The sequence below is a fragment of the Actinomycetota bacterium genome (assembly GCA_035540895.1).
GTDB lineage: Bacteria > Actinomycetota > JAICYB01 > JAICYB01 > JAICYB01 > DATLFR01.
Genome location: DATLFR010000180.1, coordinates 1 through 14,928, shown reverse-complemented (window position 1 = coordinate 14,928; position 14,928 = coordinate 1). Strand labels below are relative to the sequence as shown.

At 69.7% G+C, this 14,928-nt stretch carries 16 protein-coding genes and 1 tRNA gene; 2 read left to right on the top strand and 15 right to left on the bottom strand.

Features of this window, described 5'->3' with window-relative positions; genetic code table 11:
* Nucleotides 1-200 precede the first annotated feature (200 nt).
* The gene (locus tag VM840_10425; GenBank protein HVL81993.1) at nucleotides 201-1,388 is read left to right on the top strand and encodes a chorismate-binding protein; all 1,188 of its coding nucleotides are present in this window, start codon (nucleotides 201-203) and stop codon (nucleotides 1,386-1,388) included.
* On the opposite strand, the gene ftsX is transcribed toward VM840_10425, so the two are convergent.
* The 10 genes from ftsX to VM840_10375 all read right to left on the bottom strand — a co-directional run bounded on the left by ftsX (nucleotide 1,373) and on the right by VM840_10375 (nucleotide 11,425).
* A complete protein-coding gene (ftsX, locus tag VM840_10420) occupies nucleotides 1,373-2,245 on the bottom strand; it encodes a permease-like cell division protein FtsX (protein HVL81992.1) in 873 nt (290 codons plus the stop codon). The genes VM840_10425 and ftsX overlap by 16 nt on opposite strands.
* Complete coding sequence (gene ftsE / locus VM840_10415; protein ID HVL81991.1) at nucleotides 2,246-2,938, bottom strand: cell division ATP-binding protein FtsE; 693 nt, start codon at nucleotides 2,936-2,938, stop codon at nucleotides 2,246-2,248. It lies immediately after the preceding gene.
* A gap of 76 nt (nucleotides 2,939-3,014) precedes the next feature.
* Nucleotides 3,015-3,977: a transketolase C-terminal domain-containing protein gene (locus tag VM840_10410; protein HVL81990.1), complete on the bottom strand. Its 963-nt coding sequence runs from the start codon at nucleotides 3,975-3,977 to the stop codon at nucleotides 3,015-3,017.
* Nucleotides 3,974-4,795 (bottom strand): transketolase, encoded by an 822-nt coding sequence (locus tag VM840_10405; protein ID HVL81989.1) that lies wholly within the window; start codon nucleotides 4,793-4,795, stop codon nucleotides 3,974-3,976. Before VM840_10405 ends, VM840_10410 begins: the two co-directional genes overlap by 4 nt.
* Before the next feature lie 3 nt (nucleotides 4,796-4,798).
* Nucleotides 4,799-5,701 carry a homoserine kinase gene (gene thrB / locus VM840_10400; protein HVL81988.1) on the bottom strand — a complete coding sequence of 301 codons (903 nt, stop codon included), beginning with the start codon at nucleotides 5,699-5,701 and terminating at the stop codon, nucleotides 4,799-4,801.
* Nucleotides 5,702-6,739, bottom strand: coding sequence for a threonine synthase (gene thrC, locus VM840_10395; GenBank protein HVL81987.1), 1,038 nt, complete (start codon nucleotides 6,737-6,739; stop codon nucleotides 5,702-5,704).
* Nucleotides 6,739-8,031, bottom strand: coding sequence for a homoserine dehydrogenase (locus VM840_10390; GenBank protein HVL81986.1), 1,293 nt, complete (start codon nucleotides 8,029-8,031; stop codon nucleotides 6,739-6,741). Before VM840_10390 ends, thrC begins: the two co-directional genes overlap by 1 nt.
* 12 nt (nucleotides 8,032-8,043) lie before the next feature.
* Nucleotides 8,044-9,348 (bottom strand): diaminopimelate decarboxylase, encoded by a 1,305-nt coding sequence (gene lysA, locus VM840_10385; protein ID HVL81985.1) that lies wholly within the window; start codon nucleotides 9,346-9,348, stop codon nucleotides 8,044-8,046.
* Nucleotides 9,345-11,042: an arginine--tRNA ligase gene (argS, locus tag VM840_10380; GenBank protein ID HVL81984.1), complete on the bottom strand. Its 1,698-nt coding sequence runs from the start codon at nucleotides 11,040-11,042 to the stop codon at nucleotides 9,345-9,347. The genes lysA and argS overlap by 4 nt, the downstream gene beginning before the upstream one ends.
* Nucleotides 11,039-11,425 (bottom strand): response regulator, encoded by a 387-nt coding sequence (locus tag VM840_10375; protein ID HVL81983.1) that lies wholly within the window; start codon nucleotides 11,423-11,425, stop codon nucleotides 11,039-11,041. Before VM840_10375 ends, argS begins: the two co-directional genes overlap by 4 nt.
* A 77-nt stretch (nucleotides 11,426-11,502) precedes the next feature.
* Here VM840_10375 and VM840_10370 point away from each other — a divergent pair.
* Nucleotides 11,503-11,575: transfer RNA gene (locus VM840_10370), tRNA-Arg, on the top strand.
* 8 nt (nucleotides 11,576-11,583) lie between these two features.
* Here the strand turns inward: VM840_10370 and VM840_10365 are convergent.
* From VM840_10365 to VM840_10345, 5 genes are all read right to left on the bottom strand, one after another.
* Complete coding sequence (locus VM840_10365) at nucleotides 11,584-11,973, bottom strand: hypothetical protein (GenBank protein HVL81982.1); 390 nt, start codon at nucleotides 11,971-11,973, stop codon at nucleotides 11,584-11,586.
* Nucleotides 11,970-12,851, bottom strand: coding sequence for a cytochrome c oxidase assembly protein (locus VM840_10360; protein ID HVL81981.1), 882 nt, complete (start codon nucleotides 12,849-12,851; stop codon nucleotides 11,970-11,972). Before VM840_10360 ends, VM840_10365 begins: the two co-directional genes overlap by 4 nt.
* A complete protein-coding gene (locus tag VM840_10355) occupies nucleotides 12,848-13,255 on the bottom strand; it encodes a cytochrome C oxidase subunit IV family protein (GenBank protein ID HVL81980.1) in 408 nt (135 codons plus the stop codon). The genes VM840_10360 and VM840_10355 overlap by 4 nt, the downstream gene beginning before the upstream one ends.
* 8 nt (nucleotides 13,256-13,263) lie before the next feature.
* Nucleotides 13,264-13,860, bottom strand: a complete 597-nt coding sequence (locus VM840_10350) for a heme-copper oxidase subunit III (GenBank protein ID HVL81979.1) — start codon at nucleotides 13,858-13,860, stop codon at nucleotides 13,264-13,266.
* Nucleotides 13,861-13,870: 10 nt separating this feature from the next.
* The coding region (locus tag VM840_10345) for a cbb3-type cytochrome c oxidase subunit I (GenBank protein ID HVL81978.1) at nucleotides 13,871-14,928 on the bottom strand (1,058 nt) is incomplete at its 5' end.

Sequence of the window (14,928 nt, the reverse complement as noted above, 5' to 3'; positions counted from 1 at the left end):
GTGGGAGACCTCCCGGTCTGCGCCCCCGTGGGCGCGGACACCAGCACCGACGAGAACACCGCGAGGAGGGCGGCGAGGGCGTACCGGGGCCAGCGTCGGGTGACGGTCACTTCAGCAACTCTCCGCACTCAAGAGAACAGCAGGCATCCTACCTTGCGGCCGGTCGCCGGGCAAGGACCCGCCTATGGTCCCCTGGACCGATGGACCAGGCACACCGGGTCGCCGCCGCCCTCCCCCGCGAGGTGGGCGCCGTCCTCCTCTCCTCGGGCCGGTCCACCATCCTGGCCGCGGCTCCCGAGGAGGTCGTGGAGGCCTCGGGTCCGGACGCGCTCAAGGCGCTGGTCGGGCTCGCGCCGGGGTGGTGGGCGGGTTTCCTCTCCTACGACCTGGGCCGCGCCACCGAGCCCTTCCCGACCCTCAACCCCCCGGACCCGATCCTTCCGGACCTCCTGCTCGCCCGTTTCGGTGCCCGTCTGGAGATGCGGCCCGGACACGGCCCCTCCCCGGCCGGAGGGGGGGCCGGCCTGGCCATCCTCAGGGACGCGCTGTCCTCCGCGGTCGCACCCGGCGCACACCGGCCGCTCACCGGGTGGGAGACCAGCATGACCCGAGAGGCCTGGGAGGCCGCGGTCCGGACGATCCACGACCACCTGAGGGCGGGCGACTGCTACCAGGTGAACCTGACCCGACGCCTGACCTGCCCGATGACGACCGACGGGGTCGCGCTCTCCGCCGCCCTGGCCCGGGCCAACCCGGCCCCGCACGCCGCGTGGGTGCGTCTCGGCGAGGTCGAGGTCGTGTCCGCGTCACCCGAGAGCTACCTACGCGGGGACGGGTCCACCATCGAGACCCGTCCGATCAAAGGGACCGCCGCCGACCCGGAGCTGCTCGCCCGGAGCCTGAAGGACAGGGCCGAGAACGTGATGATCGTCGACCTGGCCCGCAACGACCTGGGGCGCGTGTGCGTCCCGGGGACCGTCACCGTCCCTTCTCTCATGCAGGTGGAGGCCCATCCCGGGCTGTACCACCTGGTCAGCACCGTGCGGGGGCGGCTGCGTGACGGCGCGACGGTCGCCGAGATCGTCCGGGCCACCTTCCCGCCCGCATCGGTGACGGGGTGCCCGAAGCCGGCGGTCCTCTCGATCATCGAGCAGCTAGAGCCGGTCCGCCGCGGGGTCTACTGCGGCGCGGTGGGGTGGATCGACACGCGGACGCGGGCGATGGACCTCAACGTCGCCATCCGCACGTTCACGATGGCCGGGGGCGTCACGTCCTTCGGGGTGGGCGGCGGGATAGTGGCCGACTCCGACCCGGGGGAGGAATGGGCCGAGACCGAGCTGAAGGCCGGCCGTCTGCTCGCCGTGGCGGCGGGTCAGACGTCCAGGTAGCGGCGCAGGGCCACGCTAGACCCGACCGCCCCGATCAGGGAGCCGAGCAGGACGAGCCACAGGATGTGCCGAGCGTCCGCGACCTGCAGGAACGGGGTAGGGATGAACGGAGGCAGGAACTGCTTGATCGCGTACTTCGCCGCGCTCAGGATGCCCAGCGCCACCCCGGCTCCCACGACGCCCACCGCGATGCCCTCGAGCACGAACGGGACGCGCACGAACCAGTTCGTGGCCCCCACGAGCTTCATGATCTCGATCTCCTTGCGGCGCGCGAAGATCGCCATCTGGATCGTGTTGGAGATGAGCAGCACGGCGGCGACGAGCAGGACGGCGATCATCGCGCCCGAGAAGGTCCGGAGCATCCCGGTCACCCGGACGATCCTCCCGACCGCCTCCCGGTGGTCCTCGATGTCGTCGATCCGCGGGTTGCCCTGAAGCCGCGACTTCACCATGTCGACCCGCTCCGGGTCCCGCATGTGCACGCGGAACGAAGCCGGGAGGTCGTCCTCGGAGACGCTCTCCCACATGACCGGCTTGTCCCGGAAGATCTCCTTGTACTCCTCGTAGGCGTCCGCCTTCGAGACGAAGGTGGTTCCGCGGACGACCTCGAGATCCTCGATCTGCCGCTGGATCTCCGTCTGCTGCTCGGCGGTGATGTCGTCCACGAGGAAGACGGAGACCTCGACGCCTTCCTCGATGTGGAAGGTGAAGCCTCGCACGAGGTCGCCGAGCGTGAGGACGCCTCCGAGCAGGAGCAGGGAGACGGCGGCCGTCAGCGACGCCGCCACCGTCATGAGCAGGTTGCGCCGCAGGTTCGCGGCGGACTCGCGCAGGAAGTACCTGACCTTCAGCGCCACTCAGCCTCCGACCGGTCCGTAGACGCCGCGGTGCTGGTCGCGGACCAGGTGGCCGTGCTCGAGCTCGATCACGCGCCTACGCATCGTGTCGACGATCGCGTGGTCGTGGGTGGCGATGACGACCGTGGTCCCTCCCGTCCGGTTGATCCGGTCGAGGAGACGCACGATCTCGAGCGAGGTGGCGGGGTCGAGGTTCCCGGTGGGCTCGTCACAGAGCAGGAGCTGGGGCTGGTTCACGAAGGCCCGGGCGATCGAGACCCGCTGCTGCTCGCCTCCCGAGAGCTGGTGGGGGAAGCGGTCGAGCTTGTTCGCCAGGCCGACGACCTCGAGCGCGGGTGGTACGAGCTTCTCTATGAGGGGACGCTTGCGGCCCGTCACCTCCAGCGCGAACGCGACGTTCTCGAAGACGGTCTTGTTCGGCAGGAGCTTGTAGTCCTGGAAGACGACCCCCATGCGTCGGCGCAGGTAGGGCACCTTGTAACGCGAGATCTTGTTCAGGTCGAAGCCGCAGACCCGGACCTCGCCCTCCGAGGCGTCCTCGTCGCGCATCATGATCTTGGTGAGCGTCGACTTCCCCGACCCAGAGGGGCCGACCAGGAAGACGAACTCGCCCTTCTCGATGCGCAACGTGATCCCGTCGAGGGCGACCACGTTCCCTTGGTACACCTTGCGCAGGTTAACGGTCTCGATCATGTCGATGATCTCTCCGCGGGCCCGGTACGGGCGGGACGATCAACCGTAGCATCGGGTCGGGGGTGTAGCAACGACCTTAGAGACCCTGTCCCGAGAGCTGCATCTCGGCCGGAGACTGCAGGAAGGAAGCCACCTGCTCCGCGACCCGGAGCCCGGACAGGCCGAACCGGTCGTAGAGCTCGTCGGGATCGCCGGACTCGCCGAACCCCCGGACCCCGATCCGCAGGACCGGCGTGGGAGCGCGCTCGGACAGGCACTCGCAGACGGCCCCGCCGAGCCCGCCCGCCACGACGTGATCCTCGACCGTGACCACGCGACCGCACGAGCGGGCCAGCTCCTCGACCAGGTCGTCGTCGAGGGGCTGGATCGTGTGGATGTTCGCCACGGCCGCGGAGATCCCGTGGTCGGCCAACAGGTCCGCCGCCTTCAGGGCCTCGGCGACGGAGGGTCCGGACGCGATGATGGCCACGTCGGACCCCTCCCGGAGCCGGACTCCCTTCCCGAACTCGAACCGGTAGTCGTCGTCGTAGAGCGCGGGCAGCTTCTGGCGGGTGAGGCGGATGTAGGCCGGTCCCACGTGCTGGGTGAGGTACTCGACGGCCCGCTCGGTCTCGATCCCCGAGGCAGGCTGGACGACGGCCATGTTGGGCAGCGTCCGCATGAGGGCGACGTCCTCCAGGCCCATCTGGGAGTGCCCGTCCGGACCGATGCCCACACCCACGTGGGTGCCTACGATCCTCACGTTGGAGCGGTTGTAGGCCACGGACATCCGGATGGTGTCGAACCGTCCGGTCACGAAGCAGGCGAACGAGGCGCAGAAGGGGATCTTCCCCGCCATCGCGAGCCCGGCCGCGATCCCCACCATGTTCTGCTCGGCGATCCCCACCTGGAAGTAGCGGTCGGGGAACCGCTCCGCGAAGAGATGGGTGAAGACGCTCGTGGCCACGTCCCCGTCGAGGGCGACGACCCGCGGGTCTGACTCCCCCACCCGAACCAGCGCCTCCCCGAAGGCCTCCCTAGTTGCGCGGTCCTTGCTCATGCGCTCTTGATCTCCTCGATAGCCATCTTCGCCTGGTCGGAGTTCGCCGGTTTGCCGTGGAACGCCAGGTCGTCCTCCATGAACGACACGCCCTTCCCCTTCACGGTGCGGGCGACGATCGCCGTCGGGCGACCACGCGTGGACGACGCCTCGTCGAGCGCGGCGAGCACCGCTCCCAGGTCGTGGCCGTCCACGTCGATCACGTGCCACCCGAACGCTTCCCACTTCGGGACGATCGGCTCGAGCGTGGGGAGGATCTCCCGGACCGAGCTCGTCTGCTGGATCCGGTTGCTGTCCACGATGGCGACCAGGTTGTCCAGCTCGAACCGGGGGGCGGACATCGCCGCCTCCCAGACCTGTCCCTCCTGGATCTCCCCGTCGCCCATGAGGCAGTAGGTGCGCCAGGAGGCTCCATCGGTCTTCGCGGCGAGCGCGAGGCCGATCGCGATGGACAGCCCCTGTCCGAGCGACCCGGTCGCGGCTTCGACGAAGGGGAGGCGCACCGGATCGGGGTGTCCCTGCAGACGGGAGCCGGTCCGTCGGAGCGTCGAGAGCTCCTCCTCGGGGATAGCGCCTGCCTCCGCGTAAGCGGCGTAGAGCACGGGCACCCCGTGCCCCTTCGACAGGATGAACCGGTCCCGGTCGGGCCACCCGGCGTCCCGTGGGTTCCAGCGGAGACGGGAGAAGTGCAGGGCGGTCACGATCTCGACGCAGGACAGCGCCGTGGTCGGATGGCCGCTGCCGGCCTCCGTGGTCATCTCTACGATCCTGGTCCGCAGACGGCGCGCTATCTCGCGGAGCTCATGGGTCTCGGTCACGCTCTACACCAACCTCCCGTCGATCGTCTCCACCCGCGCTCCGCGGGACTCCCAGTCGGCAACCACGAGGCGCCACCCGGCCAGCTCCTCGGCCACCTCGCGCACGACATCCTCACCGCTGCCGGTGACAAGGCAGACGAGCGAGGGTCCGGCTCCGGACACGCACGCAGCCACGCCGGCCTCCCGCAGCCTCTGGAGCAGGCGTGCCGTCTCCGGCATCAGCGGCGCCCGGGCGTCCTGATGGAGCCGGTCCTGCGTGCAGGTGAGCAGCTCCCGGGGGTCGGCGGAGGTTCGGCCCGTCAGGAGGGCGACGAGCCCCGCCGTCCAGGCCACGTTCGAGACCGCGTCGGGCCTCGCCACCTGCTGGGGCAGCACGCTCCTCGCCTGCTCCGTACCGAGCTCGTGCTCCTCGGGGACGAGCAGGACCGGGCGGATGTGGCGGGCGGGGTCCATCCGGATGACGCTCGTTCCCCCACCGGACGGAGCGGCCACGACCAGCCCCCCGTACAGGCACGCGGCCAGGTTGTCGGGGTGCGGCTCGAGGGAGCAGGCGGCCGCGAGCATCTCCTCCGGTTCGGGCTTCCGGCCGCTGAGCGCGGTCCCGAGGACGACCCCCGCGGCGATCGCGGCTGCGGACGACCCCAGCCCCCGGCCCATCGGTATATGGTTCCGCACGCGCAGGTGCAGGGGCGGCAGCGGACCATGGACGACCTCCGCCGCCCGCACGAGCAGGTTGGACCCGTCCGTCGGTATGGCCTGCGCTCCCTCCCCGATGACGTCGATGCGGGCCTCGTCCGCCTCGTCGTCCGCGATCACCGACAGGTCGAGGGTCAGGGCCGCCGCGACGCAGTCGAACCCGGGGCCGAGGTTCGCGGTCGAGGCGGGAGCGGTGACGAGGTACCTCATCTACCAGCCCAGCAGACCGGCGACGGTCTCGACGTCGGCGGGGACGCTCTTGGGCGCCGGAGCCTCGGCCAGGGCGCGGTCGGGGTCCTTCAGGCCGTGCCCGGTCAGGATCAGGACCGCCCTCCTCCCACGCTCTAGGCGCCCCTCGTCGAGGAGCCGGAGGAACCCGGCCAGCGCGGCGGCGGACGCGGGCTCGCAGAACACGCCCTCCTCGGACGCGAGCACGTGGTAGGCCTCCAGGATCTCGGCGTCCGAGACGGCCAGGAAGTCCCCGCCCGACTCGTCACGCGCGCTCACCGCCCCGTCCCAGGACTGGGGGTTGCCGATGCGGATCGCCGACGCCAGCGTCGTCGGTGTGGCCACCGGCTCCCCTCGCACGAGCGGCGCCGCGCCCTGGGCCTGGATGCCGAACATGACCGGGCAGCCGCGACCGTACTCGCGGTACCCCCGCCAGTGCGCGGTGATGTTGCCCGCGTTGCCGACCGGCATGACCTGGTAGTCGGGGGCTCCCCCCAGCTCGTCGACCACCTCGAAGGCACAGGTCTTCTGGCCCTCGATCCGGTAGGGGTTGACCGAGTTGACGAAGGTCACCGGGTATCGCTCCGACAGCTCCTTCGAGACGACGAAGGCGCCGTCGAACCCGGCCTCGATCTCGAGGACGTCCGCACCGTGCATGAGCGCCTGGGCCAGCTTGCCGAGGGCGATCCCGCCATGGGGGACGAAGACGATGCAGCGCAGCCCGGCCCGGGCCGCGTACGCCGCGGCGGACGCGGAGGTGTTGCCGGTCGACGCGCAGCACACCGCCTTCGCGCCCTCTTCGAGAGCCTTCGAGATGGCCAGCGTCATCCCCCGGTCCTTGAAGGACCCGGTGGGGTTCGAGCCCTCGAACTTGAGCCAGACGTCCAGGCCGGACCGGCCGGACAGCGCGTCGGCCCGCACGAGCGGGGTGCCCCCCTCCTCGAGGGTGACCACCGGCGTGGCTCCGGTGACGGGGAGGCGATCGCGGTACTCGTTGATCACCCCGCGCCACAGGGGCACTAGATCTCCTCGCCCTCGACGCGCAGTACCGACATCACCTTCAACACCTCGGGGAGCTGCTCGAGACCCCGGATGGTGGCCTGCAGGGCCGCCTCCCTGGCCCGGTGGGAGACCAGCACCAGCTGCGCCTCCGTCCCGGTCCCCTCCTGCCAGACGGACCCGATCGAGACCCCGTTCTCGCCGAAGGTCGCCGCGACCCGGGCGAGCGCTCCGGGGCGATCCTCGACCGAGAGCAGCACGTAGTACTGGGAGTGCATCTCGTCGATGGGGCGGATGCGTCTGGTCTCGTAGCACGTGCAGCCGAGACCCCGTCCCGACTCGACGAGATGACGTGCGGCCGCCACGACGTCGCCGACCACGGCGGACCCGGTCGGGTCTCCGCCCGCCCCCCGGCCGTAGAACATCAGGTCCCCAACCGACTCCCCCTCCACGAAGACCGCGTTGAAGGAGTCGCGCACGGACGCGAGCGGGTGCGTGGCCGGGATCATCGCCGGGTGCACCCGGACCGCGATCTCCCCGTCCGCCTCCTCGGCTATCGCCAAGAGCTTCACGACGTAGCCGAGCCGCCGGGCGTTCGCGATGTCCTGATGGGTTATGTGCGAGATCCCCTCCCGGTACACGTCGCCCTGGACGACGCGGGCCCGGAACGCGATCGACGCCAGGATGGCGGTCTTGGACGCGGCGTCGAACCCCTCGATGTCGGCCGTCGGGTCCTCCTCGGCGTACCCGAGCGCCTCCGCCTCGGCGAGCGCCTCGGCGAACTCGAGGTCCGCCTCCGACATGCGGGTGAGGATGTAGTTGGTCGTGCCGTTGACGATCCCCATCAGCCGCCTGATCCGCTCCCCGGCCAGCGACTCCTTGATGGGCCGGACCAGGGGGATCCCCCCTCCGACCGCCGCCTCGTAGTAGAGGTCGACCCCGCGCTCGTCGGCCGCCTCGAACAGCTCGGCTCCCAGCGTGGACATGAGCTCCTTGTTGGCGCTGACCACGGGCTTCGCGGCCTTCAGGGCGGACAGGATCGCCGTCCGGGCGGGCTCGATGCCGCCCATGACCTCCACGACGAGGTCCACGTCGGGATCGTCCACGACCTCCTGCGGGTCGTGGGTGAAGATCTCCTTGGGGAGGTCGACGTCGCGCTGCTTCGCGATGTTGCGCACCGCGACCCGCCGGATCTCCACGGGCGCGCCGACGGCGCGCGCGATCTCCTCCCGGTGCGTGAGCAGATGCCGGGCCGCACCCGACCCGACGATCCCACACCCCAGCAGCCCGATCCCCAGCGTTCTCTCGCCCATGCGCCGGTTAGCCTACCGTTCCAGCCGGACCAGGTCGTCCCAGGTCTCCCGGCGGGCCAGGACCCGCACGGCACCGTCACGCACGGCCACGACGCCCGGGCGCGGGAGCCGGTTGTAGTTGGAGGACATCGCGTAGCAGTAGGCTCCCGTGGCGGCGACCGCCACGAGCTCGCCCGGCTGGACGTCCGGAAGGCGGGCGTCCTTCGAGAGCAGGTCCCCCGACTCGCACAGCTTCCCGGCGATCGCGTAGGTCCGGTCGTGGGGGGCCTGCGGGCGCGTCGCGGACAAAAAGGTGTAGGGCGCCCCGTACAGAGCCGGACGGATGTTATCCGACATCCCTCCGTCGACGGCCAGGTAGGTGCGGATGCCCGGCACCTCCTTGATCGTCCCGGCCCTGTACAGGGTGACCATGGAGGGACCGACGACCGAGCGTCCGGGCTCCACCTTCACGACCGGCACGGGCGTGTCGTGCTCCCGGGCCGCCGCCTCGACCGCGCCCAGGACCGACTTGGCCAGCTCCGAGACCGCCGAGGGCTCGTCCGAGGGGAGGTAGGCGATGCCCAGACCTCCGCCGAGGTCGAGTTCTGGGAGCTCGAGTCCGGTGGCCCGCCGCATCTCGGCGAGGAAGGCAACCAGGACACGGGCCGCCTCCTCGAACGGGAACAGGTCGAAGACCTGGCTCCCGATGTGGCAGTGGATCCCCTCCAGCTCGACGTGCGGGGCTCGAGCGGCCAGATCGATCGCCCGGCGGGCCCCCTCGCCGAGCTGCACGCCGAACTTCGTGTCCTCGATCGCGGTCTTGAGGTAGTCGTGCGTATGCGCCTCGATGCCGGGGGCTATCCGCAGCAGGGCCCCCACCGCCACCTCCCTGGAGGCGGCGATCCTCTCGAGCTGCTCCAGCTCGTGCACCGAGTCGATCACGACCCGGTAGACCGCGGAGTCGACCGCGAGCTCCAGCTCCTCGTCCGACTTGTTGTTGCCGTGCAGCACGATGCGCCTGGGGTCGAACCCGCCCTGCAGCGCCGTGTACAGCTCGCCGCCGGAGGCGCAGTCGAGACCCACCCCCTCCTCGGACAGGACCGGGGCCAGCGTCGATGTCAGGAAGGCCTTCGCCGCGTAGTGGACGTTCTCTCCTCCGAACGCGTCGCGGTAGGCGGAGAGGCGGGATCGGAAGTCCTCCTCGTCCATGACGAACAGGGGTGTCCCGTGCGCCCGCACGAGTTCCTCCACGTCGCATCCGCCGATCGTCAACCGTCCGGCCTCGCCGACGTCCGCGGTGGCGGGTAGGACCCTGCGCAGCTCGCTCCAGCCGCTCAAGCCCCCACCTCCTGGAGATCCTCCGGATGACGGTCCATCCGCTCGGGAGCCGATACGCCCAGGAGGGCGAGCGCATTCGCCAGGGTCTGCCTGGCCGCGGTGGCGAGGGCGAGCCGGGCCGCGCGCAGCTGGGCGTCGTCCGTCCGGACGTGGCACTGCGTGTAGAAACCGTGGAACGCACGGGCGAGCTCCTGCGCATAGGTCGTCAGACGGTGTGGGGCCCTCGCCCGCGCGGCTTGGACGACGGTCTCGGGGAAGGTCGCGATGTGGCGCATCAGCTCCACCTCGGCGTCGTGGTGCAACTCCTCCCATCGCACCTCGTCGTCGATCTGGACGCCGTCCTCCGCCGCTCCGCGCAGGATCGAGCAGATCCGGGCGTGCGCGTACTGGACGTAGAAGACGGGGTTCTCGAGCGACTGCTTCTTGACCTCCTCGAGGTCGAAGTACAGGGTGTTGTCCGACGAGGTGCTCAGGAGCGCGTACCGCGCGGCATCGGACCCGACCTCGTCGATCAGCTCGTCCAGGGTGACGAAGGTCCCGGCCCGCTTCCCCATCGAGAGCGGCTCCCCTCCCCTCAGCACGTGCACCCACTGGTAGATCACGACCTCGATCCTGTCCGGGTCGACGCCGAGGGCCTGCATGCCGGCCTTGAGGCTGGGGGCCTGTCCGTGGTGGTCGGCACCTAGCACGACCACCATCCGCGCGTACCCGCGCTTCGCCTTGTCCACGTGGTAGGCGAGGTCGGGCAAGAGGTAGGTGGGCGACCCGTCCGAACGTACGACCGCGCGGTCACGCGAGTCCCCGAACGCGGTCGTCCGGATCCATCTCGCGCCGTCCTGTTCGTAGAGGTGGCCGAGCTCGTCCAGACGGGAGAGGACCGCATCGACCTCGCCGCGCTCGAAGAGGTCGCGCTCCTTGAACCAGACGTCCATATGGACCCCGAACCTCCCCAACGACCTCTCGATCCACCCGATCACGACGGGGTAGGCGAGGTCCCGCATCGTCTCCCCGAGCTCGTAGAGGGGGAGGTCCGCGTACCTGTCGCCCTCGGACGACAGGATCTGTCGGGCCAGGTCGATCACGTAGGCCCCGTGGTACCCGTCCTCCGGCAGGGACGCCTCCCGTCCGAGGAGCTCCAGGTACCGCGCGGCCACCGAGAGCCCGAAGTTCACCATCTGGCTCCCCGCGTCGTTGAAGTAGTACTCCCGCGTAACCCGGTGGCCCTGGAAGTCGAGCAGCCGGGCGATGGAGTCGCCGATAGCCGCGTTGCGGGCCGAGCCGATGTGCAGGGGGCCGGTGGGGTTGATCGAGACGAACTCGACGTTCATGCTCGCCCCCGCCCCCGTGTCCGACGAACCCCACCTCTCTCCCATCCGACGAGCGCTCCGGCACGCCTCGTGCAGCCAGTGGTGCGAGAGCGTGATGTTCACGAACCCCGGACCGGCCACCTCGGCCGCCCGAACCCACTCCCGCCGCGGGAGGTGGGCGACGATCGCCTCCGCGATCTCGCGCGGCGGACGGGACAAGGCCTTCGCGAGCCGCAGGGCCGCGTTCACGGCCCAGTCCCCGTGGTCCCTCTGCTTCGGACGCGACACGTCGAACGCGATCACGTCGGGGACCGGCCCGAGGTCACCGGCTCTCGATGCCTCGGTGATCGCCTCGGAGACCAGCTCGTGGATCTCCCGCTCGATCACGACGGCCCTTCGCCCTGGCTGCGCTCGAGGAGGCGGTGGACGACGGCGATCAGGTCGTCGGGGTCGAACGGCTTCGTGAGGTACTCGTCGGCCCCTGCGCCCAGGCCGTGCTGGACGTCCATCGCCTGGGCCTTCGCGCTGAGGAGCACGACGGGGAGGTCCGGGTGGGCCCCGTCCTTGCGCAGCCGGGCGACGACCTCCAGCCCGTTGAGGTTGGGCATCATCACGTCGCAGACCACCAGGTCGGGCTGGTGCTTGGAGACGGCCTCCAGCGCGGCCTTGCCGTCGCCCGCCTCGATCACCTCGAAACCCTCCATCTCGAGGTTGAGGCGCAGCAGCTTGACGATCATGGGGTCGTCGTCGACCACGAGGATGCGGGCCATAGGGCGTCCAGCCTAGTAGAGCCCCGCTCTCCGTGGGAGTCCGCGCGGTCGGTTCGACCCGATAGTCTGTTACGCGTGCGCCCGTAGCTCAGTGGATAGAGCGCTGGCCTCCGGAGCCAGAAGTCGCAGGTTCGAATCCTGCCGGGCGCGCTCTCGCGTCAGTGCGCGGCCGGGCTGCTGACCTGCGGCTGTACCTCGTCGAGGTTCTCGGAGGAGCCGTGCTCCGCGGCCGGACCATGTCCCCCGCCCGGGGCGTCCGCCTTGCCCATCATCGCCACGCCCGCTCCGACGACGGCCAGGAACCCGACCACGCACAGCGCGGTGAGGGTCCCCGACGAGATGCGCGGCCGCGCCGCCACCAGGGCACAGAGGACGAGCACGCCGATGGCCACGGCCAGGGCGAGGACGGCCGTCTGGTTGTGTCCGAGGTCGTGGCTGACCGCCAGGAAGACCCTGGAGAGGCTGAACGCCAGGATCTCGATGAGCACGAACGCCGCCAGGATCACGGCGATCGGCAGCAGCACGCGGTCCCTGAACTGTGGGTTCATGTCTCGTTCCTACCTCCGCTCATGATCCGGGTCCGGACCGTGGCCTCGACGTCGCGGTACGAGAGGGCGTCCCACCCGTCCCTCTGCTCGGCCGTGAACCACTTGAAGAACAGCACGGTGATGACCCCCCAGAGCAGGAACCCTCCGCCGAGCTTCATGATCAGCCCGGCCGTCCGCTGGTCGTCGAGGGGGGACAGCGCGATGATGCGCGGCGTCGTCTCGTAGAAGCGGTAGATGACGCCGTCGCCGAAGGTGAGGAAGGAGGCCGGCACCGTCGGCACCAACGACTGCAGGAACAGGTAGAAGCACCGGCCGGGGTACGAGAGCGCTGGGAGCTCGATGATCGGGGAGAGTACGGGCGTCCACATGACGAGCGATGACGTGAACACGAGCAGGTGGACGCCGAAGTGGACCGGCTCGCTGCGCACCGAGATGTCCACGAGCGACGGCATATGCGTCAGGACGAGGACCGCGTTGTAGACGACCAGGGCGAGCAGCGGTCGGGTGATCCGTCGCACGAGGCCCAGCAGGCGTCCGGACCCGAGGACCAGCCGCCACATCCACGCCGGCATCCCCATCATCAGGAGGGGCGGCGCAACCAGGGATATGAGCATGTGCTGCACCATGTGGACGGAGTACAGGTACCCCTCGGCCAGCTCGTGGACGGGCCAATCCGACGCCAGCCACAGGGTGGCCAGGCCCAAGGTGAACCAGGTGACGTGCCGGCGGGTCACGACCTGCTCGCCCGGAGGAGCGTAGCGAGGCCCCAGCGTCCTCACCGCGTACCGGTAGGCCAGCGCCGCTCCGCCGACGATGGCCCACACCTCGAGGTGCGGATGCCAGTCGAGACCGGCGGACGCGGCCTGCGCGAGCGTCATCTGAAGGGGAGGATCAACTGCGGGGTCGTCTGGCCACCCCGGATCGCGGGCTGGTTGCCCCGCGAGCCTCTCGTCATCTGTACGAGGACCACCGCGTAGATGGCGATGGCGAGGACGATCCCGGCCACGAAGAGGCGGCGGAAGATCGAGCTGTCGAAGCGGAGGTGCATGAACCACAGCCCGACCAGGATGAACTTGACGACCATCATCGCCATCAGCCCGGCGACCGTGACCCCCTCGCCGACCCGGTCCTCCACGTAGTAGAGACCGACCTCGGCGGCCGTGACCACCGCCAGGATCAGGGCGATCTTCACGTACTCCCCGACACCCGGGTGTGCGTGCTCGTGCCCGGCGTGCTCGGTGACGCCCGGGTCGTGGATCGTTGTCTCGGTGTTGTCGGCCATGAACGTCCTCAGTGGGGAACCAGGTAGACGACCGTGAAGATGATGATCCAGATGATGTCCACGAAGTGCCAGTAGAGCCCGCAGAGCTCCACGGTCAGGCTGCGTTCGGTCGGGAGCCGACCGGCCAACGAGAGGCCGAACAGTGAGAGGAGCATCACGATCCCGAGCGTGACGTGCGTCCCGTGGAAGCCGGTCAGGACGTAGAACGCGCTGGCAGCGGCGTTCGTGCCCATCGTCATGCCCTCGTTGACGAACGTCGTGAACTCGTACACCTGCCCGGAGATGAAGACGGTGCCGAGCATCGCCGTCGCGAAGAGCCAGACGCGGGTGGCCCTCCCCAACCCGCGCTGGATCGCGTTCAGCGCGAGCACCATGGTCAGGGAGCTCATCAGCAGGACGAACGAGCTGACCGACGTGAAGGGGATGTCGTACAGCTCGTATGGGTGCTTGCCCGGCCCGCGCGTCCGGTAGAGGAGGTACGCGGCGATGAGGGCGCCGAACAGGAGGCACTCCGAGCCGAGGAACGCCCACATCGCGAGCTTGCGGTTGTCGAGCCCGGTGCTCGTGTGATGCGCCTCTACGGTGTGCTCTGCGGTAGCAGCCACTGGTCCTCCGTCACTCCTCGGATGGCTCGAGAGCCCAGCCGTACAGTCCGGCCAGCGTGAGGAACCCGCCGACCGCGGCGAGCGCCCACTGGAACATCAGCCCGTAGGCGATGAGGGGGAGGCCGGCGGCCGCCACCAGGGGGAAGTACGAGGGCGCCGGGAGATGCACGGCGTGGCCCCCACCCGAGCCATGCTCGTCGGACGCCTCGCCTGACCCGCCGGCGGGGACGGGCACGGCATGTCCGGACTCGTCCTGCGCGTACTTGCGGTACCAGAAGTCGTCCAGGTGCTCGACGCGCGGGATCTCGTCGAAGTTGTGCGCGGGGGGCGGGGACGGGATCGTCCACTCGAGCGTCCGTCCGTCCCACGGGTCGGCGGGAGCGGTCGGCGGCTTGCGCTGGGTGACCAGCACGTTGACGAGGAAGATCAGGATCGAGAGCGCGATGATGAACGCGCCGACGGTCGAGACCATGTTCCACATCTCGAACCCCTGCCCCGCCGGGTACTGGTAGTAACGCCGAGGCATCCCCTGCAGGCCGAGGATGTGGAAGGGAGCGAAGGTCAGGTTGAAGCCGAGCATCATGACCCAGAAGTGGGCGTGTCCCAGCCACTCGTTCAGGATCCGCCCGAAGACCTTCGGCCACCAGTAGTAGGCCCCGCTGAACAGGCCGAAGATCGCCCCTCCGAAGAGCACGTAGTGGAAGTGGGCCACGATGTAGTACGTGTCGGTCTGCTGGTAGTTGTGGGGGACGATCGCGTGGGTGACCCCCGACAGCCCCCCGATGATGAACATGGCCACCGTCCCGATCGCGAAGAGCATCGGGGCCTTGAACTGGATCCGGCCTCCCCACAGCGTCCCGATCCAGTTGAAGATCTTCACCCCCGTCGGGACGGCGATGAACATCGTCGAGATGGCGAATGCGGAGTTGGCCACGGGACCGAGCCCGGCCGCGAACATGTGGTGCGCCCACACACCCCATCCCATGAACCCGATGGCGATGCCGCTGAAGACGACGAACGCGTACCCGAACAGCGGCTTGCGGGCGAAGGTCGGCAGCACCTCGGAGA